The organism is Pseudomonas sp. PF05 (assembly GCF_056521845.1).
Window position 1 is genome coordinate 35,804 of sequence record NZ_JBWLPW010000027.1, and the last position, 25,520, is coordinate 61,323.

Sequence of the window (25,520 nt, forward strand, 5' to 3'; positions counted from 1 at the left end):
CACCGGCGCCCAGTCAGGTAAACCATGAAACCAGCACGTCTTCGCGCCGACGCCCTCGCCGGCCTCACCACCTCTTTCGCCTTGCTCCCCGAATGCATCGCCTTCGCCCTGGTGGCCCACCTCAATCCGCTGATGGGGCTGTATGGCGCCTTTATCATCTGTACGCTGACCGCCCTGTTCGGCGGCCGGCCAGGCATGGTGTCGGGGGCGGCAGGGTCGATGGCCGTGGTCATCATCGCGCTGGTGGTGCAGCACGGCGTGCAATACCTGTTGGCCACCGTGCTGCTGAGTGGACTGATCATGATGGCCTTCGGGCTGTTGCGGTTGGGCAAGCTGGTGCGCATGGTCCCGCACCCGGTGATGCTCGGCTTCGTCAACGGCCTGGCGATTGTCATTGCGCTGGCCCAATTGGAGCATTTCAAGCAGGGTGAAACCTGGCTCAGCGGCAGCCCGCTGTACCTGATGGCCGGTCTGGTAGCCCTGACCATGGCCGTCGTCTACCTGCTGCCACGCCTGACCCGCAGCGTGCCGCCGGCCCTGGTGGCGATCCTCGGCGTCGGCCTGGCGGTCTACCTGCTCGGCCTGCCCACCCGAACGCTGGGCGACATGGCCCACATCGCCGGCGGCTTGCCCGCCTTCGCCTGGCCCGAGCTTCCCTGGAACCTGGAGACCCTGCAGATCGTCGCGCCCTACGCGGTGATCATGGCGATGGTTGGTTTGCTGGAAACCCTGCTGACCCTGAACCTGACCGATGAAATCACCCAGAGCCGCGGTTATCCGGACCGTGAATGCGTGGCGTTGGGCGCGGCGAACATGGCGTCGGGGTTGTTCGGCGGCATGGGTGGTTGCGCCATGATCGGCCAGACGGTCATCAACCTCAGCTCGGGTGGGCGCGGACGGTTATCGGGCGTGGTGGCCGGGGTGATGGTGTTGCTGTTCGTGTTGTTCCTGTCACCGTTGATCGAGCGCATCCCGCTGGCGGCGCTGGTGGGCGTGATGTTCGTGGTTGCGCAGCAGACCTTCGCCTGGGCTTCGCTGCGGGTGATCAACAAGGTGCCGAAGAATGATGTGTTGGTGATCATCGCGGTGACCGTCATTACGGTGTTCACCGACCTGGCGGTGGCCGTGCTCTGCGGCATCGTCATCGCAGCGCTCAACTTCGCCTGGCAACAGGCCCGGGAGCTTTACGCCGACACGCACCAGGAAGCCGACGGCAGCAAACTCTATCGCCTGCACGGCACGCTGTTCTTCGCCTCGACGACGCCGTTCCTCAACCAGTTCGACCCGGCCAACGACCCGGCCCAGGTCACCCTGGACTGCCGGCATCTGAGCTTCGTCGACTACTCGGCCATCGCCGCACTCAAGACCCTGCGCGAACGCTACAGCAGAGCCGGCAAGCACCTGCGGGTGTTCCACCTGTCCGAGCGCTGCAAGCAGATGCTCAAGCGCGCGGGCGTGCATCACGACTGAGGACATGCCAACACAAACCCTGTGGGAGCGAGCTTTGCTCCCACCAAGCCCGCTCCCACAGGTCCTATGTTCTACTGATGATTCTCACACCATCTCATTAAGAACCCACTCCACCACCGACGTTCGCTTCGGCGTCCAACCCAGCAGCTCACGGGCGTTCTTGCCCCGTACACGGCTGTTGGAGCCCAGGCCGTAGTTGGCCATTTCGTAGCCCCACTCCGCTTCGGCATCGGCCAATGGCCAGTCCTGCGGTTCGCCAAGGTTCAACGCCCGGGCCATGGCGGTGGTGATGTCGATGAACGAGGCTTCGCCGCTTTCGACGAAGTAGAAGGTACCCGGCTGGTTGCGGGTCAGGGCCAGTTTGTACAACTGGACCACGTCCTCGATGTGCACATTGGACCAGATGTTCTGTCCCGGCCCGACATGCCGCACCACGCCACTTTTAGCTGCCTGCTTGAGCAGGCGCGGCAGTTGCACGCTGTCACGCTTGACGCCCAGGCTGTGGCCGTAGATCAAGGTGTTGCAGATCACCGCCGAGTTCACGCCTTGCTTCGCTGCATCCAGGACCAGATTGTCGATGGCGACACGGGCAGCCTTGTCGGCGGTGGGTGCCGGCAGGTCATTTTCGTAGTAGATGGCATCGCTGAAACGACCGCCCGACGCGTCGCCGACGATGCTCGAACCGCTGGTGTGCAGCAGCACTTTGTTCGAGCCCTTGAGCCCTTCGATCAAGGCTTGGACCGCACCGCGGTGGTCGCTGCTGGCGGCATTGATCACCGCATCGACGGCACGGGCCTGCTCGGTCAGCAGCGCGCTGTCTTCGAGGGTGCCGATAACCGGCTCGATGCCCAGCGCCGTCAGTTCGCTCGCCTGGTCGGCGCTACGCACCAGACCAGTGACTCGGTGCCCGGCGCGTACCAGGCCGGTGGCGATGGAACCGCCAATAAAACCGGCAGCGCCGGTGACGAATACGTTCATGGACAAACTCCTTGGCCAGATCAGTGATGGCGCGAGTATCGAGGACCCTTCCCTGACGAAACAGTCCACATTGCCCAAATCACTCTTGCCTTGAAGTCACGAATCAGCCCTTGAATTCCCGAGCGGCGTAGCCGGCGAGCTTGCCCTGGATGAAGTCCAGGAAACACTGGATCCGCAGGGCCAGTTGCGAGTTGCGGTAGTACACGGCATTGATCGGCTGGCGATATCCGCTGTTGGCATCGGCCAGCAGCACCTTCAACCGCCCGGCACGGATGTCTTCGCGGGTCATGAAGTCCGACAAACAGGCAATGCCCTGCCCTTGCAGCGCCAGGTGGCGCACGGTTTCGCCGCTGGACGCGCTGATGGCGGGCTGGATCGGCCAACGATCGCCGTGTACGTGGCGCAGCGGCCACTGGTTGAGGCCCTCGTTCTGGGCAAACCCCAGCAGCGCATGGCCTGCCAGCTCGGCAACGCTTGACGGCGTGCCGTGCTGTTTCAGATAAGCGGGGCTGGCCAGGATGTGCAACGGGCTGCAGCCCAGGGCACGGGCATGGAGCGTCGAGTCGGTGAGGGTGCCGATGCGGATGGCGATGTCGGTGCTTTGCTCCAGCAGGTCGATGATCAGGTCGTTGCTGTTGAGTTCGAGCTGGATGTCCGGGTAGAGCCTGCGGAACTCTTCGATGTGCGGGACGATGGCGTGCAGCATGAACGGCGAGGCCGCGTTGATCCGCAAGCGGCCTGCAGGGTTCTTCTGGCGGGATGACAGGCGCTCTTCCAGCTCATCCATCTGGTCGAGGATACCTTTGGCCTGCTCGAAGAAATACTTGCCCTCCTCGGTCAAGTCCATGCGCCGCGTGGTGCGGTTGATCAGCGTGGTGTCGAGCTTGGCCTCCAGCCGCGACAACGTGCGGCTGACCGCCGACGGCGTCTGCCCGACCTGCTCGGCGGCGGCGGAGATGGATCCGCATTCAATCACGCAGACGAAAATCTGCAATTCGTCGGATCTGGCTTTCACGTATCCCCCCTGTCGACTGATCTCTTGTGGCGAGGGGATTTATCCTCGCTATGTGGGAGCAGGTTCACCCACCCGCCACAGGATAGTATCGGGATACGCAGCAAAAGAAAGGTCACGCCTTCAGGCCGAACACCTCGCGCAAATGCTGCTCATACCGCGCCACATCTTCTTCGATGTTCGGGCGCTTCATCACGTCCACGCACAGGAAGGTCGGCAGGCCGGTCATGCCGAGGAACTGGTTGGCTTTGTGGAACGGAAAGTACACCGCGTCCACGCCCTTGGCCTCGAAGAAGTCGGTCGGGTCGTCGAAGGCTTGCTGCGGGGCGTTCCAGGTCAGGGACAACATGTACTGCTTGCCTTGGATCAGGCCACCGCTGCCGTATTTCTGCGAGGCATCGGAACGGGTCCGGCCGTCACTGGCGTAGAGGCTGCCGTGGCCTTCGGTGAAGACTTCGTCGATGTATTTCTTCACGGTCCACGGTGCGCCCATCCACCAACCCGGCATCTGGTAAATGATCACGTCGGCCCAAAGGAATTTGGCGACTTCTTCCTTGATGTCGTAGCCGCCGTCGATGAAGGTGGTTTGCACATCAAAACCGCCACGGTCCAACACGCTGGCAGCCGTATCGTGGAGCGTGGCGTTGTAGCGACCGTCGGAGTGAGCGAATTGTTTGCCGCCATTGAGCAACAGGACTTTTTTCATGGGGAGCCTCATCGGGTTCCACAGCATGGGCCGTCAAAGGCCGCCGCATGGAAAGGTTGAAAATGATGGCGGCACAATAACGATGAACCTTCCGTGGAATAAGCGCCGCAACGGCAAAACTGATTTGACCTATACGCACGAATGGACGGCTGATTATTGCTTTAGAATTCGAGACCTCTTTTATCTCAGGAGCCCCCTCGATGAGCGAACTGCACGGTTTCATCCTGCACGCCAAGACCCGTCCGGAAAAAGCCGAAGCCTTCGAAGCGCTGTTCCGTGCCTACGTCGAGCCAAGCCGTGCCGAGCCCGGCTGCATCGAATATCACATGCTGCGGGACCAGCAGGATCCGACGCTGTTCATCTTCTATGAGATCTGGGCCTCCCAGGCGCATCTGGAGGTGCACTCAAACCTGCCGCACATGAAGCAATTCTTCGAGCAACGCATGGATTATCTGGAGCGCGACTTCGAAATTCGCCGCGTCGACATGCTCAGCCCGTCCTCGGCTAGCCGCTGATCAACAGATGACCGCCGAGCACGCCGAGGCCGATGAAAAATACCCGCTTGAACAACACGGCGCTGATCCGCTGGCGCAACCATTGCCCCAGCCTCATCCCCAGCAGCGCCGGTGCCAGCGCCAGCAACGAAGCGCTCAACTCGCTCCCGCCCAGTGCGCCGCGCCACAACAGGCCGGCGGCCAGGGCCAGGGTAGAAACGGTGAATGACAGGCCCAAGGCCTGAACCAGTTCGTCCTTGCTCAAGCCCAGCGCTTGCAGATAGGGCACCGCCGGAATGACGAATACGCCGGTGGCGGACGTGATGAGGCCGGTGAGCAGCCCGCAGAGCGGAGCGATCCACGGCTCGACATCGGCGCCGACCCGCAGCGTTGGCAGCAACAGCCCGCTCAACGCATACAGCACCAGCGCCGCGCCCAAGGCCCGCACCACCCAGGCCCCGCCCATCATGTCGAGCCACAACGTACCGAGCCCGGTGCCAATGAAAATCGCCAGCAACAGCGGCCACAGGCGCCGGAGCAGCGCTTGCAGATGACCGCCGAAAGCCAACTGCCAGAGGTTGGTCAGAGTGGCCGGGATGATGAGCAGCGCCGCAGCCTGCGCTGGGGCCATAGCCAGCCCGAGCAAGCCCATGGAGATGGTCGGCAGGCCGAGGCCGATGACGCCCTTGAGGGTGCCGGCCAGCAGGAAGGTGCCGATGACCAGCAGGGAAAGGGCCAAGCCGAGGTTCTGATAGAAAGCGATGAGTGCGTCCATGGGGGTATCGTGCGCCCCGGGCCTTGGCTTGAAAATCTGCCATATACTGAGGGTGCCTCTCTTGCGGCAAGAGGCTATGAATTCGCTGATGCTCGCGATGACGATAAACCAGGCGCCGCAGCACTTGAGACAGGATCCCCGCCCATGCACTTCGACCTCACCGACCTGCGCCTCTACCTGAACATCCTCGACACCGGCAACATCACCGCCGGTGCGGCTCGCAGCCATTTGTCCCTGGCCGCGGCCAGTGCACGAGTGCGCGCCATGGAAGCCTCCCTGGGCACCGATCTGCTTGAGCGCGGCCGGCGCGGCGTAACCCCCACGCCGGCGGGCAAGGCCCTGGCCGAGCACGCCCGGGTCCTGCTGCAACAGGCCGAACGCCTGCGACAGGACCTGGCCGAATACGCCAAGGGCGTCAAAGGCCGGGTGCGGTTGCTGTGCAACACCAGCGCCATGACCGAGTACCTGCCCGAACTGCTGGCCGGTTTTCTCCGGGCCCATCCCAACCTCGACATTGACCTGCAGGAACTGCCCAGCTCACGGATCACCCATGCACTGCGCCAAGGCGCGGCGGACCTGGGGATCGTTTCCGACGCAGTCGACACCGATGGCCTTCAGGCCTGGCCTTTTCGCGACGACCCACTGGTATTGATCCTACCGACCGGACACCCCCTGGCTGACGGTCGCGCCGTACGTTTCAGCGAGACCCTCAGCCACGATTATGTCGGCCTGAACGCTTCCAGTGCCTTGGCGATTCACCTGGAAGAGCAGGCCCTGCACATCGGCTCACGCATGCAAGTGCGCATTCGCGCCGAGGGTTTCGATGGGATGATTCGCATGGTGGCCCATGGCGCAGGCATTGCCATCGTGCCGAAGGCTGCCATCGACCGGCGCCCACCCGAGCCTTCGTATCAATGTGTCCCGCTGCAAGAAGCCTGGGCGCACCGGGCGTTGCTGCTGTGCGCCCGCCACTTCGACGGTTTGCCTGCCTACGCCATGGCCCTGGCTCGGCATCTGGCCGACTGATGCGCGCTTCTGGATAGCCCGGTGTCGACCACAGACATCTACCCGCTCATGCCGCACGTTAGGGTGCCTGTTCTCTTCTGCCCCTTTCGGAGTTCACATGACCGCCCCCATCACCGTCCTGCGCGACACCCATCCGCTGCCCGTACTCGACGCCTGCAAATGGGAAAAACTCGAAGGCGACCCGCACACCGTCAACCTCAACGCCTACACCAGCGAAGACGGCAGCAAGATCATGGGCACCTGGATCTGCACACCTGGCAAATGGCGCGTGGATTACGTGAAGTGGGAGTACTGCCATTTCCAGGAAGGCTACTGCATCATCACCCCGGACGGCATGGCGCCGATCCATCTGCGCGCCGGTGACATCTTCGTCGTCGAGCCCGGCATGAAAGGCACTTGGGAAGTGGTCGAGACCGTGCGCAAATATTTCGTCTTTGCCTGAAACAAAAAACCGAGGGACCACCCGACGTGGTCTCTCGGAAAACAACTTTGTAGATTGCACCGCCTCTGTGGCGACGGAGCAATCTGTGGGGGCAAGGCTTGCCCGCGATGCAGGCACCTCGTTCTCTCAGAGACCGCATCGCCTGTAATCGCGGGCAAGCCTTGCTCCCACAGAAGCCCCTCGATATCACTGGTCCTATTGCGGCTTGCGATAACTGTTCACAATCGCCGAAAAGTCCTTTCCGCCCTCGCCCCGCTGGCTCATCGCCTGATACAACTGCTGCGCCACCGCCCCCAGCACCACTGGCTGATGGACCTGCCGCGCGGCTTCGGTCGCCAGGCCCAGGTCCTTGAGCATCAGGTCGGCGCCAAAGCCCCCCGTGTAGCCACGGGACGCCGGCGCCGTTTCGATCACGCCTGGCCACGGGTTGTAGGTGTCCGAACTCCAGCAACGGCCCGTTGAACTGTTGATGATGCCGGCCAGCACCTGGGTGTCGATCCCCAAGGCATCGCCCAACGCCATGGCTTCGCTGACGCCCACCATGGAAATCCCCAGCAGCAGGTTGTTGCAGATCTTGGCGATCTGCCCGGTGCCGACTTCTCCACAATGCACGATGTTACGGCCCATTTGCGCCAGCACCGGTTGCAAGGTGGCGAACAATTCAGCCGTGGCGCCGACCATGAAGGTCAACGTGCCGGCCGCCGCACCGCCGGTGCCGCCCGAGACCGGTGCATCGGCCATCGCCACCCCTTGTTTCGCCGCGGCAGCCGCCACGTCGCGGGCGGTTTGTGGGTCGATGGTGCTGCAATCCACCGCCGGTGTGCCGGCGGCGATGCCGGCCAGCACGCCGTCTTCACCCAGCCAGACACTGCGCACATGGGCGGCGGCCGGCAGCATGGTGATCACCAGCGCAGCGCCCTGGGCCGCGTCGCGAGGCGAGGCGCTGATCGTGCCGCCCAACGCCGCCAGTTCAGCCAGCACCGTCTGGTTCAGGTCGAACAGGTTCAGCGAATGGCCAGCCTTGAGCAGGTTGCGCGCCATGGGGGCGCCCATGTTGCCCAGGCCGATAAATGCGATGTTCATGTCCGGCTCCTTAACGCAAATTGATGGTGGTGTTCACACCGTCATTGACGCTGTCGTCATCGAACCAGCGCGCGGTCACGGTCTTGGTCTGAGTGTAGAACTGCACCACTTGTTTGCCGTACGGACCGAGGTCGCCGAGTTTCGAACCGCGGGAACCGGTGAAGCTGAAGAACGGCACGGGCACCGGGATCGGGATATTGATGCCTACCTGGCCGACGTCGATTTCGCTCTGGAATTTGCGCGCCGCCGCACCGCTCTGGGTGAACAGGCCGGTGCCGTTGCCGAATGGGTTGGCGTTGACCAGGGCAATTGCCTGATCCAGGGTGTCGACTTCCAGCACCACCAGCACCGGGCCGAAGATTTCTTCGGTGTAGATGCGCATGTCGGTGGTCACGCCGGAGAACAGGGTCGGGCCGACGAAGTTGCCCTGCTCGAAACCCGGCACGCTGATGCCACGACCATCGAGCTCCAGCTTGGCCCCTTGCTGCACGCCACTCTCGATCAATTCGAGGATCCGCGCCTTGGCCCGCTTGGAAATCACCGGGCCGACGTCAGTGCCCGGCTCGCTGCCGGCATTGACCTTGAGCTTCTGTGCCAGGGCCTTGAGGTCCGGCAACCACTGCTTGGCCGCGCCCACCAGCACCACCACGGAAGTGGCCATGCAACGCTGGCCCGCCGCGCCGAAGCCGGCACCGACCAAGGCGTTGAGGGTCTGTTCACGATTGGCATCGGGCAACACCACCGCGTGGTTCTTGGCGCCCATCATCGACTGCACGCGCTTGCCGTGGCGACCCGCCAGGTCATACACGTGGGTGCCGACCGCCGTCGAGCCGACGAACGAAACCGCCTTGATGTCCTTGTGGGTGCAGAGCGCGTCCACCACATCCTTGCCGCCATGCACCACATTGAGCACGCCCGCCGGCACGCCGGCCTCGATGGCCAGCTCCACCAGGAGCATGGTCGACAGCGGATCCTGTTCCGATGGCTTGAGCACAAAGGTATTGCCACAGGCGATGGCCATCGGGAACATCCACAGCGGAATCATCGCCGGGAAGTTGAACGGAGTAATGCCCGCGCACACCCCGATCGGCTGGCGCAGCGTGTAGGTATCAACACCACCGGCGACGTTCTCGGCGAACTCGCCCATCTGCAGGGTGCCGATGGAACAGGCGTGCTCGACCACTTCCAGGCCACGGAAAATATCGCCCTCGGCGTCAGCGATGGTCTTGCCCTGTTCGGCGCTGAGCACGGCGGCGATGCGCTTGGAATGCTCGCGGATCAATGCCTGGAGCTTGAGCATGATGCGCATCCGCGCGCCGATGGGTGTCAGTTTCCAGGTCTGGAAAGCACGCTGGGCAGCGGCGATGGCGGCATCGACTTCCGTGGCCGTGGCGAACGGAACCTTCGCCAACACCTGCTGGGTGGCCGGGTTGATGATGTCGTGCCACTCGCTGGACTGGGATTCAACCCACTCGCCATCGATCAGTAGTCTGACGGTTTGCAGGGTGGTATCGCTGGGCGTAAGGGAAACGTTCATGCTGGCCTCCGGGATTGTTCTTATAGAGAGCGCTGATTCAGCAAAAACCAAGGCGAATGGGACACGCTTGGTGATGAGACTGTTTTTGGAGTATAGATGTGCAAACTTCTAATAAGAACGCACATAAAAACCGGTCCAACATGCAAAAAAACATCACCTCCCTGGGGTCGCTGAATTGGGACGACCTCAAGTTTTTCCTCGAAGTGGCCCGCACCCGCAAGGCCAGCACGGCCGCCAAGCGCCTGGCCGTCGACTACACCACGGTGTCGCGACGCATCAGCTCGCTGGAAGCCTCGTTGGGCACGCTGCTGTTCGAGAAATCCCGGACCAACGGTTTTGTCCTGACGGCCGAAGGCCAGCGCCTGCTGGGTTATGCCGAATCGATCGAAAGCACCCTGCACATGGCCTGCGAGCAGGTCTCAGGCTCCGGCGTCGCGCTGTCCGGCCACGTGCGCATGGGCTGCACCGAAGGCTTCGGCAGCTTCTTCATCACCCCGCAACTGAGCCACTTCGTCGACGCCTACCCAGCCATTTCGGTAGACATCCTGCCGCTGCCGCACTTCATCAGCCTCTCCAAGCGCGAAGCCGACATCGTCATCGCCCTTGAACGCCCCGAACATGGCCCGTATGTATGCTGCAAATTGTGCGACTACCGGTTGCAGCTCTATGCCACCCAGTCCTACCTGGACAACCACCCGCCCATCCAGCGCCCGGCGGACCTGGGCCAGCACTCATTCATCAGCTACGTGGATGACCTGGCGTTCAGTTCCGAATTGCTCTACCTGGCCAACGTCCTGCCCGGCGCCAACGCCCACCTGCGCAGCACCAGCGTGATCGCGCAATTCGTGGCAGCGCAGCAAGGCCGCTCGCTGGCAATCCTGCCCTGCTTCCTCGCCGCCCAGGACCCACGGCTGCTGCCGGTACTGCCGGAAGAAATCACCGTCACCCGGCAGTTCTGGATGTACTGCCGGGAGGACTTGAGGAAGCTGAAGCGGATTACCTTGTTGTGGGATTACATTCGCGAGGTGACTGAACAGAACCAGCCACTGCTGATGGGCGATAGCCGGGAGATGGTGTTCGCCGACTAACCGATTTTCAAGGAACCAGGCCGCGGCATCGTAACGAGGTCAGGCCTTTGTCATGGTTTGTATCAGCGGCTGGTACACAACTTGTAACATCGAGCGGCACTCACAGACACCAAAACGGACCAACTTTCAGAGGCCTGCGCGGGTGCGATAAAGACCCACGCGGACAAACTATAAGGCTCAGGTGCGAGGGCCTACAGGGAAGTCTGCGCACGTATGCGTAGTGTGAGGTGGTCATTCAGATTTTTTCTGCCAGATTCTTAAAGGCTCCCCCGACGCCCTGCATAATTTCGACCATACTCAGGCTTTTGTCGCTGAGGGTTCTAATCGTAAGCTGGGATGACGTATTCAGGTTGGTCACTGCCGCAGTTACATCAGTCGGAACAGCTGGGATTCTTTTTGCGGGCCTGTCGTCGTGGTTAGGGAAAATTTGGGCGAATCGAATACTGGAGAACGAAAAGCACCGACTCGCTACGGCGCTTGAAGCGACCAAACGAGACCTCGACGTTATCAAAGAGACCACGCTCCGCTTTCAGAACGACAAGATACTAATTTACCGTACAGTTATCGAAACAGTGGCGCGGCTCCTCGCAGCACTTGACCCCCATGAAAGCGGAAGATTGGCAACTGCCGAAGCTGGGGCTCGCTACGATGAGTTTAACGAGCAACGGATAAGGGTTTATGGGTATCTCGCCATACTTGCGCCACAATCTTTTATGGACGCTCAAGATGACCTCATCGACCGCCTGCTAAAAATTACTAATGGAAAGGCTGAATATGAGTGGGTCAAAATCCGTGAAAAAGCCCTTGTGATGCTCAATGTCGTCCGTGCGGATATTGGAATAAATGACACTCCAATAGCGTATCGCGGCGACCTTTGACACTTCTCAACGCACCGGTCAAGCCACTCTACGTTTTGATTCAAGCCCCGCCAGCATGACTACTGCGGCAGCCGTTAAGTGCAACCCATAGGCGACAATCTCTGGCGCGACAGTCCTAACCGCCTCCCCTTGTCCATGCCCCCCATTCTTGTTCCGCAACGTAGGTATGCCGCTGGTGAGTACGTTGACCAAGGCTTGGAGTTGGGCTTCGTTGTACGCGGGCATAAGTTCAGCATCCCTACACGCCAAGATCAACTTCGAAGCGGTATCGCCAGCACCATAGGGTTTTCCGTTGGCGGTCAGTATGACCTTCATGGTGCTTTCAAAGGCCTTGAGCGCATCGACCAATGCCTCTTCGTGGTTGCCATGGCGGTAGTGCTCATATGCCCCAAGAAACTCATCGCGGGCACCTTCGAACTCCTCAGCATTAAGGAATCCAATGGCAGGCTTCACGACTTCTGAGTGAAGAAGCTGTGCGTCTACACGAAGGATTTTTCCGTCGATTAACTCATACCCTAATGCTGCTTCTTTAAATCTTTCGTTCAACTCAGCTAAACACTCATCGACACGCTCATCGGAGTTATGAAGCCCCATATAGTCTGGAGATCTCGCCATGCTATCCCCCAGCACACAAGATAATTCGATGGCATCAAGGCATTTTTCGACATCTGGCTCTTGAAGCAGAAAATCATGCAGCTCTGAGAAATAGTCTTGATGATAAATCTTACACAAACTTCGCTGACCGTACTCCCTCCTCAGGACCTTCACGATATCCTCGTATACCTCTCGTGGTCGGTAGCTCCGATGGTAGTCGTCCATATCACCCAAAAGTTCTTGAATGATATAAGTCAGCTGAACTCGAAAGGTGCTGGGAAAGCTGTCATACGTGTAGACATCACTCACCTCACCACGTAACCGCCTTTGACGTTTAGAATACAAATCGATTACTGCCATAATTCACCCAAATCGGTTCTGACCAAAGTGACAATCATAGCCTCAGCACGATCACCCAGCACAGCCCAAGTAGAACGCAGACTAGCCCATTCACAAAAACAGAATAGAAACCTCCAATAATGGGCGCAGAGATCCAAATCTAGAAAATTCAAACAACGGAGACCATCAAGCGACAGGCATACTTCTTCGGTCCCCATTGAGCGGCGAAAGTCTCAGACACTTCATACCATCTACCGGCAGGATGGCCTGATCCATGATGGGCCCCCATGCAAGAACACTCGCAATGCAATCCTTGGGCATTCCAGCAGGCTGGGGCACATACTTGATGCTCCCGATGGACTTGGATCACATAGACTTTTTTGAACCGACTTATCAGACGCCTCACAGAGTCCTCGAACCAAGCGGTGGGGACCTGCCAAGCTTTGAACTGCGTGCTCCACTCGGGCTTGTTTCGGTTGGAGTTTCGAAGCCAAGAAAAATTATCCAAGGCATAGGGCATCTTGATAAGAAGCGGAAGCTTTTCCCGTTTCATGACAACAGGGATCTCATTCTGACGCCATACATCAATGATTCTCGGGTCATTTTTTGTCATCAGGTACGCCTAAAAATCCGCCCATAGAACTCGTCGGTGGATACACGTAGCCACCTGAAGCTACCTGCTATAAATAGCGGCCTCGCTCGGTTGCCCTCTCGAGGATATCCAGCTAAATGCCCTTGAAAGGGATGCTATGACAAGCCATCCCTCCCGGATCATTTATGACCCGGTGTAACCATTACGCTGAGCATTCGCAACGCAATCAGTCCGATTCACATAGCCTTGCGACGAAGCTCCAACAATACGACCATTTGGAGCAGTGCGATTCCAACGCCATTCGCCGCTGTTATCTTTGTAGATGTCCCACTTATCCATAAAACGACTACCTTTCAGAGATGGTTAGTAAGCGCCAACTTCTTCACATAGGAGAGACATCATGACCCGCAGCGAAGAGCTCGCTACGAATCCACAAGATGGGATCCAAACCGGTCTTTTTCAAGGGCGATCTGCCACTACTTCACTACCACTCGTCTGGTTACTGTTCAACTTATAAGTCATCCGTTCTGCCTCCCTCGCAAGGCCATATAGGCCGCAGACAAATGCCCAAGGTCGGCTCAGCGTCCTTGAAAGGCATTAAAGATCAAGCCGAAAACTCCAGAGACCGAACAGAACCAGCCACTGCTGATGGGCGACAGCCGGGAGATGGTGTTCGCCGACTAGTCGGCGATGACCACGATGGCGACACGGCGATTTTCGGTGCGGCCGCTGGCGGTGTCGTTGGAGGCGACCGGTTTGCTGCTGCCCAGGCCGCGCAATTGGACGTTCTCTTCGCGCATGCCAACGCTTGTCAGCACCTTGCTCACGCTGACGGCGCGGCGCATCGACAGTTGTTCGTTATAGGCCTGGGAGCCCGATGCGTCGGTATGACCATCGACGCGTACCCGCTGGATTCCCGCCCCCAACAGTGCCTTGCCGATGCGCTCGACGATTTCGGTACTGGCCGGGTTGAGGTTTTCCACGTCACTGCCGAACAGGACTTTGCCCGACAGACCGAACGCCCAGCCATCGTCAGTCAGCTCGAAGCCTTGTTGCTTGAGTACGGCGATTTGCGCCGGGGTCAGGCCCTTCTGCGGTGCCGTCTGGCAACCGGTCATGGCCAGGACGGCCAGCAACAAAAACGCCGCGAACCAGCGCAGGGAAAATGGAAGATATGAACGCACGAGTCAGCTCCTGGTATGAAGATCAGCGACGGGGTGATCCGACCCCGTCGTATGTTGACCGCCTCGAGCGAGGCGTTTGGCTTGGTACATTGCCGCATCGGCGGCGTGGAGTAAGGTGCCCGGCGTGGCACCATGATCGGGGTAAACGGCAATGCCGATACTGAGGGACGTCAGCACCGAAGCATTACCGGGCAATTGAATCGGCATTTCCATGCTGGCGATGATTTTTTCAGCGATCCGCTCGGCGTCCTCGGCCTTGTGCAGGGGGGCCAGCAGTACGGCGAATTCATCGCCCCCCAGGCGTGCGACCAAGTCGTCTTCACGCAACTGTGCCCGGACCCGGGTCGCCACCGCCGTCAGCACCGCGTCACCGGCGGCATGACCAAAATTGTCGTTGATACCCTTGAACCGGTCGCTGTCCAGGTACAACACGGCCACTTGCTCGTTGAGCTTGCTGGCATTGCGCAAGGCGCGGATCAACCGGCCCTCGAAAAACGCCCGGTTCGGCAAGCCGGTCAAGCTGTCGTGACTGGCCTGGTGTGCCAGGGTTTCGTTTTCGCTTTGCAGGTGGGTCTGCCACGATTCCAGTTCGTCGAGCAGTGCATTGAAGTCATTGCCCAGGTTATCCAGTTCGGCGATGGCGGCCGGCGGCACACGCCGGTCCAGGGCCCGCTCGCTGCGTGCGGCGTGGGCCACTTCGGCCAGGCTGCGCAATGGTCCGGTGATTGCCCGCAACTGGCGGCGCGCCAGGTACAACGCCACCCAGGCACTCACCGCCGTGCACAAAATGATCCCTGCCAGACCACTGAGCAAAAAGCGCAACAGGCTGCCGCCATGCCCCGCCAATAGAATGCTGCCGATGTTGCGCCCTTGATGAACGATCGGCAGGCTGATGGGCTTTTCCAAAAACGCCTTGGCAATGTGCATTTCCAGTTCCGACAATAAACCGGTATCCGGACGTTGCCAGCGCGCCAACAGGCGGCCGTGCTCATTGAACACTTGGGCATCGGCGACCTCCTCGGTGGAGGCAATCAAAGCCAGCGCCTCGGTGGCCGCCGCCGCGTCATCGAATACCACGGCCGCTTCCACGGTGTAGTTGATCGAGCGAGCGATCAGGTGCAGGTTGTGATCGGCGTAGACCCGCAACGCAAGCACACCCAGCAACGTCAGGGAAACGCTGGCCATGGTGATTGCCACCAACGCGACAATCAGGTGGCCGCGCCCGATGACCGCACCCAGGGTGGGACGGATCCGCGATTTGGACAGACTCATGGGACTGCCGGCCTGCGACGGGAAAGCTGCAAAACGCTCGGATGAATACGCACGCCACTGCGCGCTACCGAGTCGAGGTTGACCTCGAACGATACCTGCTCGTCACCGACCCGCAGACAGAACAGGCTACCCACGGTGCACTGGTCACCGCCTTCGCTGATGCTCAACACGGGCTTGCCGATCAGAGAGTCAAACAGGCGGGTGCGTTCGTCGCTGGTCAGCCTGCCGATGTAGACAGCGTTGCAATCCGTGGCGATGCCAGGGTGATCGGCCAGCAATCGCTGCACGGTCACCGGTCGACCGGTGGCCTGGGTGGTGCCTTTGACCAGGTCGTCGGTGTATTGGGTCGGGCCGACGATGCACAGTTGCAACTGCGCAGGCTCCACTGGCCAGCGAGCGTAGCTGAGAATGCCCAAGACGACTTGAGTGACCGACTCGGCCCGCTGTTCAGCCCGGCTCGTGGATGGCGGCTCTTCGGCAACCACCACAGACGACAGCAACCACAGAAGACCGGCAAGCAGATAATGCCCCCAGTCCTTGCTGCGCACCGCCTCCCGAACCGCCACTTTCATGGAAAATCTCTTGGTATACGATAAATGTCGGAACGATAGCACAGTGCCCAAAAGCCAGCGAGCCGGCGTCCTACGGACATATCTGACAGAAAACAGTCAAAATCGTGACCCCGGCATCGAGTCACGAAAGCTGATCACTCAGTCATCACGCTCCAACTCCAGCATCAGCCCGCTCAAGCGCTTGACCTTGCGCCGCACCGCTTCCTCGAACACCCCCGCTCGCGGCTCTATCAGGCTGAACCATTGCTTGCCCCGGGTAATGGCGGTGTATACCAACTCCTTGGTCAATACCGGGTTCAGCGCATCCGGGAGGATCAACGCGGTATGGGTGAATTCCGAGCCCTGGGATTTGTGCACCGTCATGGCATACACGGTTTCCACATCATTCAGGCGGCTGGGCAGGACGAAACGCACACCGCCCTGGCCATCGTTGCGCGGGAAAGCGACCCGCAGGACCTGTTTGCCGGCATCGGGCCCGTCTCGCTCGGGCAACTTGAGGGCAATTCCGATATCGCCGTTCATCAGCCCCAGCCCATAGTCGTTACGGGTCATCAGCACCGGACGCCCTTCGTACCACTGGTGATCGCTATCGATGAGGCGGGCCTTGAGCAATGCGGTGGTGACTCGCAGGTTCAGCCCTTCGACACCCCATGGACCTTTGCGCACCGCGCAGAGCAATTGGAATTCGTCAAAGGCCGCCAGGACTTCCCGAGCCCAATCAGCCCAGCAAAGGTCCTCCAGCGGACGAGAAATGGCCGGGCGTCGCTGCCGTAGCAAGCTCAGGTAATGCCGATAACCCTGGGGCCCTTCGGGCTTGCCGTCGAGCAACAGTTTTTCCAGCTGCGTATCGTGCTCACTCGTTAATTTCAAGGAAGACAGATCGGCATACTGCCCTTGCTCCAGCAACTGACGGGCTTTTTCAGGCTGCTGCTGGTTGACCCAGCGCGCCAGTTGACCGATCCCGCTGCCTTCGCCGAAACGCCGGGAATGCCGGAGCATGACCACTTGCTGTGCCAGGGGATGAGTGCCGTCGAGGTCCTGTTGCAGGTCACTGGCCGCCAGGTTTTCACCACTGACCGACTCAAGCCAGGCTCGGGTCCGGGGGCTGTACCAGCCCTCCTCGGCGTCTCGACACAAATCCCCCAGCACCGCACCGGCTTCTACAGAGGCCAATTGGTCCTTGTCCCCCAGCAACACCAACCGTGCATGGGTCGGTAGTGCATCCAGCAGATTGGCCATCATCTCCAGGTCGATCATCGACGCTTCATCGACCACCAGCACATCCAGTGGCAAGCGATTGCCTGCATGGTGGCGAAAATGCCGGGTGCCGGGGCGGCTGCCCAACAAACGATGGACTGTCGTGACGTCGCAGGGAATCCGTTCGCGCACCGCGTCGTCCACATCCAGGGTCCGGACCTGCTGACTGATGGACTCGGTCAGGCGCGCCGCCGCCTTGCCAGTGGGCGCGGCCAGGCGAATCCGCAGTGGCTTCCCGGCCTCGACGGCCGGTGCCTGGAGCAGGGCCAGCAGGCGCACGACGGTGGTGGTCTTGCCAGTGCCCGGGCCGCCCGTCACGATGCTGAAGGCCCCTCGAGTCGCCAGCGCGCAGGCCAGTTTCTGCCAATCGATCGGGCCGCTGGCATTGGCCGGCCCGAACAGCCCGTCCAAACGCTCGCGCAAGTCGCCGGGCGCCGCTTCATGCTCGATAAGCCGTTGGCGCAACGCCTCATCGATCCGCCGTTCATAACCCCAGTAGCGGCGCAGATAAAGACGCTTGCCAGACAGCACCATCGGACGTTGCTGCGCCTCTTCGCTCCCATCCACGGCCAGGGCCACCAGACGACTGGACGCCAGGGCCTTGCACCAATGGACGCCGTCCAGTGTCGCCAATATTTGCGACGGCAACAGCATCACGCCAGTCTGCAGGTCACCCTCGGGAGGCAGCGACAGCGCAAAATCAGGTTCCTTGAGCGTCTCGAACACATCCAGGCAAACATGCCCGTGACCCAGTTGATGGCTGGTCAGCGCAGCGGCGAGCAGGACCAAAGGATCATCGTCAGGTGCCAGCTCATGGAGGAACGCCACGAATGCCTTGTCCAGGGCGCGCAACCAGCCGCGCTCGACCCAGCGCGTCAGTAACAACAGCAGGTCCTGCGCACGGCTCAAGGGCGCCAGGTCAACCAGGCTTTCGTCGTCGGACGATTTGGGCAGCAGGTCGGCAAAGGAACGACTCATAGCAATTCTCCCTGAACCCATGCCGGCTCAGCCTTGGGTTCGGGCGCCCCCTGGAACAGGCGATCCAGTTGTTCGATCAATGCCCGTGGCGGCTTGGTGAAATACACGCCCTGACTGGCTGAGCGGGTTCCGCGAAGGAACAGGTACAGCGCACCGCCGACATGCCGGTCGTAGTCGTAATCGGGGAGTCGTGCCTTGAGCTGGCGATGCAGGGCCAACAGGTACAGCACGTATTGCAGGTCGTAGCGGTGGTCCAGGATCGACTGTTCCATGGCCGGTACGGTGTAGGCCATGTCGTCGACACCCAGCCAGTTGGATTTGTAATCGGCCACGTAGTATCGACCGTCGTGCTCGAACGTGAAATCGATGAAACCCTTGAACATGCCGTTCAGCTGCACCGGTTCCGCCGCGACGCGAGCGACACCGCCATGGGTGAACTGGCAGACCAGTTGGTCAAGCTTTTGCACATCGACCTTGTGGCTGGCGAACCAGAACTCCATCTCCACCTGGAACCGGGTCAGTTGTTCGAGCACCACTGGCGCCTGGTCATTGCCGACGTGCATGGGCATCTTGATCAGGTGCTGCAGCCAATCGCTCAGTGTGCCGATCCAGCCTTTCCAACCTCGGCGATTGCAGCGTCGGGCAATGGCATCCTCGATATCCGCTGGCGCAGATGAAAAGCCCTCCCCTGCGGCCCACTCCAGCAGGCCATGCAGAAAAGTGCCGGGGTTGGGGCCACGGGGAAAGCGGTGGATGTCACCACCGACAGCGAGGGTCTCCCTGGGAGCGTCCGGGTCCAGCCGCTCATCGTCGAACAGTTTCTGGGCCTGCGGATTCTCTGGCGCGGTATCGCTGCCTTCGCTCAGGTTTTCGCTGATGCGCAAGGCACTGTAGGACGCGATCCACCAGTTCTCGCTGGCTTTTCGCAGGGGCACCAAGGGTTCAAGCAACACGGCTTCGTTGCGCGGGGGCCGGTAGTGCTCGTCGGTGGCTTCGGGCATTGGCTGGCAGCTCACTGCGTCACTGTCTTGCTGCAGGTCTTGCAACCAACGCCCCAGTTCCACCGACTCGGCCAACGGTGCACCACCGCCCAATAGATACCCCAGCGCGGACACATGGAGGATCGAGCGGTTGTTGCTGCCCCGCTTGAGATCCGCGACACCTAGCCAGCAGGCATGTTGTGCACGGGTCAGTGCCACGTAGAGAAGCCGTAGGTCCTCGGCCAGGCGCTCGTCATCGGCCTTGGCGATCAATTCGGCAGTGGGCTTGAGGCTGATCTGCGCCTTGCCGGCCTCATCGTGGTAGTGCAACGGCAATCGACTGCCGTCCACCGGTTTCGTCGAACAGATGAAGGGCAAAAAGACCAACGGATATTCCAGCCCCTTGGACTTGTGGATCGTGACCACCTTGACCAGTTGCTCATCGCTTTCCAGGCGCAGGATCTGCTCTTCTCCCGCTTGCCCGGACAAGGCCAGGTGCTCGGACAAATGCCGGATCAAGGCTTGTTCGCCATCCAGCTCACCGGCGGCCTGCTGCAACAATTCGCAAAGGTGCAACAAGTTGGTCAGCACCCGCTCGCCATCGCTGCGCGCCATCAGGGCCTGGGGCAGTTCGAAATCATGCAGCAGGCGCCGCAACATCGGCAGCACGCCCTGGCTGCGCCAGACCGTACGATAACCACGGAACTGCATGACCCGGGCCTCCCAGGCCAGCTCATCCTGATTGAGACGCTCCAGTTCCGTCAGCGACAGGTTCAACGTGATGCTGGCCAGGGCTGCCCGTAGCGGTCGCTCGGCATCCGGCTCGGCACAGGCCCGGAGCCAGATCAGCAAATCCCGCGCTTCCTGCGAAGCAAAGACCGAATCCTTGTCGGAGAGATAGACGCTGCGCACGCCCCGCGCGGACAACGCGTCTCGCACCGCCTGCGCTTCTTTACCGTCGCGCACCAGGATGGCGATATCCGCCGGGCGCAACCCGCGCAACGTTCCGCCATCGACCGTGAAGCCGTCGCGTCCCGACTGGCCGCCGTTGAGCAACGCCGTGATCTCACTGGCGCAAGCGGCCGCCATCGATTGTCGATACACCGCACCGGAAAGCGGCTGGTCCGACGACAGGTGCCAGATGTTCAGCGCCGCGACCGCCTGCCCAGCGACCTGCAAGGACTCCTTGCGCCCCTGGGACTCAACGGCCAGGAACGGCACCGGGTTCTCGCCCGAAGGCTCACGGAACAGAAAGGCCCCACGCCCCTTCGGGCGGGACTCGGCATTCTGGAAAACCTGATTGACCGCGCCCACCATGGCATGGCTGGAACGGAAGTTCGTGCCCAGCGTGTGCAACCTGCCAGCAGTGGCTTCGCGAGCACGCAGGTAGGTGTAGATGTCGGCACCGCGAAAAGCGTAGATCGCCTGCTTCGGGTCGCCGATCAGGAAAAGCCCGGTCTCAGGATCATTGTCTTCGATGCGGTAGATGCTTTCGAAGATCCGGTATTGAACCGGGTCGGTGTCTTGGAACTCATCGATCAGCGCCACCGGAAACTGTTCGCGGATCAGGCTCGCCAGACGCTCGCCCCCGTCGGCCTGCAGGGCCGCATCAAGGCGCAGCAGCATGTCGTCGAAGCCCATCTCGGCGCGGCGACGTTTCTCTGCCTCGAAGCGCGCCCCGACCCATTGCGCGGCATGCTGCAACACCGCGGCATCTGGGGTGGGCAAGGCATCCAGGCTGGCCTTGAGACCGGCCATGGCGTCCAGCCCGGGATGGTCGGGCACTTCACCTTTCCAGGCTTCGGCCATGCCCTCGGGCGTCAGCCGCGTGAACCCGGTGCCGATGTCCAACAGCTCAAGGCTTTCGTCATCGACCCAGGCAGTGATTTTCTGAAACCACGGTTCGAAGTAACGCGCCTGCATCTTGCGCCCGTCGACAGACTTGCTGGCAACGCCTTGCTGGCAGATCTCCAGCAGTTCCACCGCCCATTGCCGCCACGGCGCCTTGAGATCGAGCAAGGCGGCGCTGCGCTCTTGCAAGGCCGCGGCGATGAGTTCGGCAGGCTCAAGCCCGTCACCGTCGCCACGCTCGCTGGCAAACAAACCTCGCACCCGCGGCAACAGCGCTGCCGGCCCTCCCCAATGGGTACGCACCCAGTTCAGCGCCTCACCTTGCATCGAATAGCAGAACAACCGCCAATAATCGCGCAGTACCTCGCCCAGCAATTCGCTGTGGTCGGTTTCCAGGGTCTGGGTGAACAGGCTACCGCTGTCGAAGGCATGCTCACGCAACATGCGCTGGCACCAACTGTGGATGGTCGAGACGGCCGCTTCGTCCATCCACTGCGCGGCGATGTCCAGCCGGTTCGCGCAGCCAGGCCATTGGTCAGCGTTGAACTCATCGCGCAACGCAGCGATCAGCGAATCCGGGGCGGGAATTTCGTCACGGAAGAAACGCGCCGCTTCGGCCAGACGGGTGCGAATCCGTTCACGCAGCTCTTTGGTGGCAGCGTCCGTGAAGGTCACTACCAGGATTTGCGGTGGAAGCAACTCGCGGCCAAAACCGGACGCCGAACCGCCGTGCCCCAGCACCAGGCGCAGGTACAACGCCGAAATGGTGAAGGTCTTGCCGGTACCGGCACTCGCCTCGATCAGTTGGCTGCCCCGTAATGGGAAGGCCAGGGCCAATGGTGTCTGCCGACTCATGAGCGGGTCTCCTCGCCGACCAATGAACGCCATGGGGCTTGGAGCAATGGTCGGTAAAGCGCATCGCACCAGTCGGGGAATGTTTCGTCAGCCATCAAGGCGTCGAAATCAGGAAACTGTCGAGCCAAGGCCGGACTTTCCCGCCTTTCGCCTTCAAACGTCTGCCCATCGCCTTCATAAGCTTTGCGAGCCGCCGCTTCGGCCTTGACCGGATCACTCTGACCGAGCCAGGCGAAAGCCGTCTTCACCGCGATCGGTAGCGGTTGGCGCATACCGGCCTGCCAGGCCAGCAGCATGTCGGCCAACAGCCTTTGTGCGACAGGCTCTTCAAAAGGGGCCAGGAGCAAGCTGTCATCACTGGCCACCAGCGCCGTCGTCAACGACAAGCCATTAGCACAGGCCACGAGATGGTTGACCCAAGGCCGTATCAGGCGATGCCACTTACGGGTCTTGGTGGAGCCAATGCTGTTGGGTATGGCCGTGATGGCCAGGACCGCACCGTCGGAACGCTGGTGCAAACCACTGAGCCACCCTTCGACATTCACTCCCTGCAATTGCAGGCTGACGGGCACAGCGCTGAGCGACGGTGTCGGCCATAACGCCAGAAGCTGTTGGTAACGCTGGAGTAGATCCGGCAAGGGTTCGATCAATTCGCGCTGCATGCATTCACCGAAACCGGCCATGGGTAACAGGCCACTGTTCTGCAGTCTTTTGGCGTGAGCGGTGAGGGCAAGGTCCGGCTGGTCCAGGCGTACCAAGGCGGCCTCGAGCAGGCTGTCACTCAGGCTGTAGCGTTGCAGCGCATCGAGCACGAAAGGTTCGTCATCGGCCAAAGGCGCTTCGATGGCCTCGAAGAACACTTTCAACCGCTGGCTGAAGAAATGGCGGACAGGATTGCGCAGGAAGTCCTGCAACTGCCCGAGGCCCAAAGGCTCTTCCTGAACGTAGGGTTCCAGTACCTGGTTTTTATCGATTTGATCGCAAGCGTCATGGAGCATCCGCCATTCGCTGGCGTAACTGAACAGCTCGTCACCTTGATGGAAATAACGTGCGCTGAACGGTTGCAACGGATGCTCCTGGGTCAGAGCCTCGAGAAGAGGCTTGCTGTCATCTGCCAACCGCCAGCCACTGGCGAGATGATCGCGCAGTTGGCCGATCAACACCGATGCCGGGCGCTCGCTGTTGTCGCGAATGCTGCGTCCCACCCAACTGATGTACAGCTTTTCCCGGGCAGAAAGCAGCGCTTCCAACAGCAGGTAACGGTCGTCCTCACGCCGGGAACGGTCGCCCGGGCGATAATCACCGCCCATCAGGTCGAAGTCCAAAGGCGGCTGGGCTCGCGGGTAATCACCGTCATTCATCCCCAGCAGGCACACCAGCTTGAAGGGGATCGCGCGCATCGGCATCAAGGTACAGAAGTTGACCGCGCCGGCCAGGAAACGCTGGGACAGTCGCCCCTGATCCAGTCCGGCCAACCACGCCTCGCGCACCACCGTCAGCGGCAATTCATCGTGCAGCCCCACCGACTCACAGGTTTCCAGCCAGGTTTCCCGCAGGTCTTCGAGTTGGGCCAGCAAATAGTCGTCATGCTCGTTGCTTGCAAGGAAAAACAACTGCATCAGGTCTTGCAGCCGTGAACCCCATTGCTGCGGCGATGCCGGCCGGGTGAGTTCCTGATGGGCAACCTCCAGGGCATCCAGCAAAGCAACCAGGGGACCGATCAACGCCGCATCCAGGCCCCCGATCTCGTCATAGGGTTCAATGCCCTCATAAGCGTTCGAACTGCCGACGGCATACCCCAGCAACATGCGACGCAAGCCAAAATGCCAGCTGTTCTGCTCAAGCTCGGCAGGCAGGCCCAAACCGGCACGGTGTTCGGCGCTCATCCCCCAGCGAATGCCTGCCCCTTCGATCCAGCGGTGCAGTGTCGGCAGGTCGGCTTCATCGATACCAAACCGTTCGCGCAACGCCGGGACATCCAGCAGATCGAGGATTTCGCTGACCGGGAAACGACTATCCGGAAGCTTGAGCAAATGCTCGACGGCGATCAGCAACGGGTCACGTCCACGCTGGCCCTGGTCGGTCAGCGTGAAGGGAATGAAACGAGGGTCGCTCCTGTCGAGCTGGCCGAACACCGCGCGAATGTGCGGTGCATAACTGTCGATGTCCGGGACCATGACGATGATATCCCGTGGGCGCAGGGTCGGGTCCGCACTGAAGTGGGCCAGCAATTGGTCGTGAAGAATTTCGACTTCACGCTGGGCGCCATGGGCCACATGAAAACGAATCGAGCCGTCTCGCGCCGTATCGACGACAGGCCAGTGTTCCCGGGTTTCATTCAGGGGGCGCAGCTCCAGGATGTCATCCTGCAACTGGCTGAGAAGAGTCGTCGGGGTTCCATCAGTGAACAGGTCGATTCGCCCGTCGCGAAATACCGAGCGATAACTGTTGGGGTCATCGTAGCTGTCGAGCAGGTTGATATAGTCGCGCCCTTGCTTGCCCCAGGCGGCCAATAACGGATGGGCATGTTGATGCAGGGTCTGCGGATCGAGGACGACGGGCATGCCCGCCTTGCGTGCCTGGCGCTTGTATTGGTGACGCAACAAGTCCTTGTCGGCGACGATGTCCGCCCAATGATGGCGACACGGGTTATGCACGCAGAGCAAAACCTGGCTGAACCGGGAAAGGCCGGCGAGCGCCTCCAGGACCTGGGCAGGCAACGAAGAAATACCAAACACGATGACCCGTGCGGGCAGGCCTTTCGGAGCGACTTGCAGGCTGTTGATACGTTCGATGTAGCGCTGATGAACGCCGGCACGGCTTTGCGCCATGCCTTGCTCCCCCACATCCAGCAGCAAGGCTCGCCACAGTTCCGCTTGCCAGCAATTTGCCGGCGCGAGCGGCTTGATTTCGCCTCGGACATTTCTGGTCTGGTGTCGACCTTCAGCCCAATCCTCGAGCCAGTCGGCCCGGTAGACCTGGTACTGGTCGAATAGATCGGCAAGGCGCTCGGACAGTTGATAGCGCTTGCGCAAGTCGGTGTCGTGGGTAAGGAATCGTCGCAAAGGTTCGAAATGAGGCTGCTCGATCAACTGCGGCAGCAGGCGCATCAGGCGCCAGGTTAGCGGAGCCTTATCCAGCAGGGACTTGGCCGGAATTTCGTCGCGTCCCAGGACTGTTCGATAAAGCTGCCACATGAAACTGCCCGGCAGCTGCACATCAATGGCGGCCGCAATGCCGCAGCCGCCGGAATCGTCATCTTCCGGGTCTTCAGCCAGTGCAAGCTTGAGCCATTGGGCAATGCCGTTGCTCTGTACCAGGGCGATTTCATTTTCAAGGGGGGCCAGCGGATAGCGCCGCATCAGGCTGATTACCAGACTGCGCAACTCATCAAGGCGATTTCCGTGAACCACCATGAACGCTGGGCTAAGGGACGTTGCGTCCGGCATGAAAGGCATCCTTGAAAATGCAAAAGCTAGGGGCAGAACCTTAGCACTGTCGGGGGGTTGTGACAGCCGGGAGCTGTCCGCGCTTGCCGTAAGAACTTTCTTGCAGGC

At 60.8% G+C, this 25,520-nt stretch carries 20 protein-coding genes; 6 read left to right on the forward strand and 14 right to left on the reverse strand.

Going from position 1 to position 25,520, the window contains the following annotated elements; all coding sequences use genetic code 11:
- The first annotated feature begins 24 nt into the window (after positions 1-24).
- Positions 25-1,470: a SulP family inorganic anion transporter gene (locus AC09SL_RS27930; protein ID WP_058542075.1), complete on the forward strand. Its 1,446-nt coding sequence runs from the start codon at positions 25-27 to the stop codon at positions 1,468-1,470.
- Positions 1,471-1,554: 84 nt separating this feature from the next.
- Here the strand turns inward: AC09SL_RS27930 and AC09SL_RS27935 are convergent, their stop codons facing one another.
- The 3 genes from AC09SL_RS27935 to mdaB all read right to left on the reverse strand — a co-directional run bounded on the left by AC09SL_RS27935 (position 1,555) and on the right by mdaB (position 4,166).
- Positions 1,555-2,448: an NAD-dependent epimerase/dehydratase family protein gene (locus AC09SL_RS27935; RefSeq protein ID WP_058542076.1), complete on the reverse strand. Its 894-nt coding sequence runs from the start codon at positions 2,446-2,448 to the stop codon at positions 1,555-1,557.
- Between the two features lie 103 nt (positions 2,449-2,551).
- Positions 2,552-3,463 carry a LysR family transcriptional regulator gene (locus tag AC09SL_RS27940; RefSeq protein ID WP_058542077.1) on the reverse strand — a complete coding sequence of 304 codons (912 nt, stop codon included), beginning with the start codon at positions 3,461-3,463 and terminating at the stop codon, positions 2,552-2,554.
- A gap of 112 nt (positions 3,464-3,575) precedes the next feature.
- Entirely contained in the window at positions 3,576-4,166 is a 591-nt protein-coding gene (gene mdaB / locus AC09SL_RS27945; RefSeq protein WP_058542078.1) for an NADPH:quinone oxidoreductase MdaB, read from the reverse strand.
- 200 nt (positions 4,167-4,366) lie between these two features.
- On the opposite strand from mdaB, the gene AC09SL_RS27950 reads away from it, so the two are divergent.
- Entirely contained in the window at positions 4,367-4,681 is a 315-nt protein-coding gene (locus tag AC09SL_RS27950; RefSeq protein ID WP_058542079.1) for a putative quinol monooxygenase, read from the forward strand.
- On the opposite strand, the gene AC09SL_RS27955 is transcribed toward AC09SL_RS27950, so the two are convergent.
- Positions 4,671-5,435 (reverse strand): sulfite exporter TauE/SafE family protein, encoded by a 765-nt coding sequence (locus tag AC09SL_RS27955; protein WP_058542080.1) that lies wholly within the window; start codon positions 5,433-5,435, stop codon positions 4,671-4,673. The genes AC09SL_RS27950 and AC09SL_RS27955 overlap by 11 nt on opposite strands.
- 144 nt (positions 5,436-5,579) lie before the next feature.
- On the opposite strand from AC09SL_RS27955, the gene AC09SL_RS27960 reads away from it, so the two are divergent.
- Complete coding sequence (locus AC09SL_RS27960; protein ID WP_058542081.1) at positions 5,580-6,461, forward strand: LysR substrate-binding domain-containing protein; 882 nt, start codon at positions 5,580-5,582, stop codon at positions 6,459-6,461.
- Between the two features lie 97 nt (positions 6,462-6,558).
- A complete protein-coding gene (locus tag AC09SL_RS27965) occupies positions 6,559-6,903 on the forward strand; it encodes a cupin domain-containing protein (protein WP_003197542.1) in 345 nt (114 codons plus the stop codon).
- A 195-nt stretch (positions 6,904-7,098) separates the two neighbouring features.
- Here the strand turns inward: AC09SL_RS27965 and mmsB are convergent, their stop codons facing one another.
- Positions 7,099-7,986, reverse strand: coding sequence for a 3-hydroxyisobutyrate dehydrogenase (gene mmsB / locus AC09SL_RS27970; protein ID WP_058542082.1), 888 nt, complete (start codon positions 7,984-7,986; stop codon positions 7,099-7,101).
- 10 nt (positions 7,987-7,996) lie between these two features.
- Positions 7,997-9,523 (reverse strand): CoA-acylating methylmalonate-semialdehyde dehydrogenase, encoded by a 1,527-nt coding sequence (locus AC09SL_RS27975; RefSeq protein ID WP_058542083.1) that lies wholly within the window; start codon positions 9,521-9,523, stop codon positions 7,997-7,999.
- 140 nt (positions 9,524-9,663) lie between these two features.
- On the opposite strand from AC09SL_RS27975, the gene AC09SL_RS27980 reads away from it, so the two are divergent.
- Complete coding sequence (locus AC09SL_RS27980; protein ID WP_058542084.1) at positions 9,664-10,611, forward strand: LysR family transcriptional regulator; 948 nt, start codon at positions 9,664-9,666, stop codon at positions 10,609-10,611.
- Positions 10,612-10,961: 350 nt separating this feature from the next.
- Positions 10,962-11,489: a hypothetical protein gene (locus AC09SL_RS27985; protein WP_231139262.1), complete on the forward strand. Its 528-nt coding sequence runs from the start codon at positions 10,962-10,964 to the stop codon at positions 11,487-11,489.
- Positions 11,490-11,507: 18 nt separating this feature from the next.
- Here the strand turns inward: AC09SL_RS27985 and AC09SL_RS27990 are convergent, their stop codons facing one another.
- The 8 genes from AC09SL_RS27990 to recC form a co-directional block, all read right to left on the reverse strand.
- Positions 11,508-12,443 (reverse strand): STM4504/CBY_0614 family protein, encoded by a 936-nt coding sequence (locus AC09SL_RS27990; protein ID WP_058542085.1) that lies wholly within the window; start codon positions 12,441-12,443, stop codon positions 11,508-11,510.
- Between the two features lie 754 nt (positions 12,444-13,197).
- Positions 13,198-13,353 carry a YegP family protein gene (locus AC09SL_RS27995; protein WP_081015331.1) on the reverse strand — a complete coding sequence of 52 codons (156 nt, stop codon included), beginning with the start codon at positions 13,351-13,353 and terminating at the stop codon, positions 13,198-13,200.
- Between the two features lie 341 nt (positions 13,354-13,694).
- Entirely contained in the window at positions 13,695-14,198 is a 504-nt protein-coding gene (gene yfiB, locus AC09SL_RS28000) for an outer membrane lipoprotein YfiB (protein ID WP_058542087.1), read from the reverse strand.
- Between the two features lie 3 nt (positions 14,199-14,201).
- Complete coding sequence (dgcN, locus tag AC09SL_RS28005) at positions 14,202-15,470, reverse strand: diguanylate cyclase DgcN/YfiN (protein ID WP_058542088.1); 1,269 nt, start codon at positions 15,468-15,470, stop codon at positions 14,202-14,204.
- Positions 15,467-16,042, reverse strand: a complete 576-nt coding sequence (yfiR, locus tag AC09SL_RS28010) for a regulatory sequestration protein YfiR (protein ID WP_058542089.1) — start codon at positions 16,040-16,042, stop codon at positions 15,467-15,469. The genes dgcN and yfiR overlap by 4 nt, the downstream gene beginning before the upstream one ends.
- A gap of 138 nt (positions 16,043-16,180) precedes the next feature.
- Complete coding sequence (recD, locus tag AC09SL_RS28015; RefSeq protein ID WP_058542090.1) at positions 16,181-18,277, reverse strand: exodeoxyribonuclease V subunit alpha; 2,097 nt, start codon at positions 18,275-18,277, stop codon at positions 16,181-16,183.
- Entirely contained in the window at positions 18,274-21,963 is a 3,690-nt protein-coding gene (recB, locus tag AC09SL_RS28020; RefSeq protein ID WP_058542091.1) for an exodeoxyribonuclease V subunit beta, read from the reverse strand. Before recB ends, recD begins: the two co-directional genes overlap by 4 nt.
- Positions 21,960-25,412 (reverse strand): exodeoxyribonuclease V subunit gamma, encoded by a 3,453-nt coding sequence (recC, locus tag AC09SL_RS28025; RefSeq protein WP_058542092.1) that lies wholly within the window; start codon positions 25,410-25,412, stop codon positions 21,960-21,962. Before recC ends, recB begins: the two co-directional genes overlap by 4 nt.
- Positions 25,413-25,520 lie beyond the last annotated feature (108 nt).

Coding starts and splice junctions, on each gene's coding strand:
- AC09SL_RS27965 (WP_003197542.1), top strand. CDS start 6,559: ATGACCGCCCCCATCACCGTCCTGCGCGACACCCATCCGCTGCCCGTA.
- AC09SL_RS27960 (WP_058542081.1), top strand. CDS start 5,580: ATGCACTTCGACCTCACCGACCTGCGCCTCTACCTGAACATCCTCGAC.
- AC09SL_RS27950 (WP_058542079.1), top strand. CDS start 4,367: ATGAGCGAACTGCACGGTTTCATCCTGCACGCCAAGACCCGTCCGGAA.
- recD (WP_058542090.1), bottom strand. CDS start 18,277: ATGAGTCGTTCCTTTGCCGACCTGCTGCCCAAATCGTCCGACGACGAA.
- dgcN (WP_058542088.1), bottom strand. CDS start 15,470: ATGAGTCTGTCCAAATCGCGGATCCGTCCCACCCTGGGTGCGGTCATC.
- mmsB (WP_058542082.1), bottom strand. CDS start 7,986: ATGAACATCGCATTTATCGGCCTGGGCAACATGGGCGCCCCCATGGCG.
- AC09SL_RS27930 (WP_058542075.1), top strand. CDS start 25: ATGAAACCAGCACGTCTTCGCGCCGACGCCCTCGCCGGCCTCACCACC.
- AC09SL_RS27935 (WP_058542076.1), bottom strand. CDS start 2,448: ATGAACGTATTCGTCACCGGCGCTGCCGGTTTTATTGGCGGTTCCATC.
- AC09SL_RS27980 (WP_058542084.1), top strand. CDS start 9,664: ATGCAAAAAAACATCACCTCCCTGGGGTCGCTGAATTGGGACGACCTC.
- AC09SL_RS27975 (WP_058542083.1), bottom strand. CDS start 9,523: ATGAACGTTTCCCTTACGCCCAGCGATACCACCCTGCAAACCGTCAGA.
- AC09SL_RS27990 (WP_058542085.1), bottom strand. CDS start 12,443: ATGGCAGTAATCGATTTGTATTCTAAACGTCAAAGGCGGTTACGTGGT.
- AC09SL_RS27955 (WP_058542080.1), bottom strand. CDS start 5,435: ATGGACGCACTCATCGCTTTCTATCAGAACCTCGGCTTGGCCCTTTCC.
- yfiR (WP_058542089.1), bottom strand. CDS start 16,042: ATGAAAGTGGCGGTTCGGGAGGCGGTGCGCAGCAAGGACTGGGGGCAT.
- mdaB (WP_058542078.1), bottom strand. CDS start 4,166: ATGAAAAAAGTCCTGTTGCTCAATGGCGGCAAACAATTCGCTCACTCC.
- recC (WP_058542092.1), bottom strand. CDS start 25,412: ATGCCGGACGCAACGTCCCTTAGCCCAGCGTTCATGGTGGTTCACGGA.
- recB (WP_058542091.1), bottom strand. CDS start 21,963: ATGAGTCGGCAGACACCATTGGCCCTGGCCTTCCCATTACGGGGCAGC.
- AC09SL_RS27995 (WP_081015331.1), bottom strand. CDS start 13,353: ATGGATAAGTGGGACATCTACAAAGATAACAGCGGCGAATGGCGTTGG.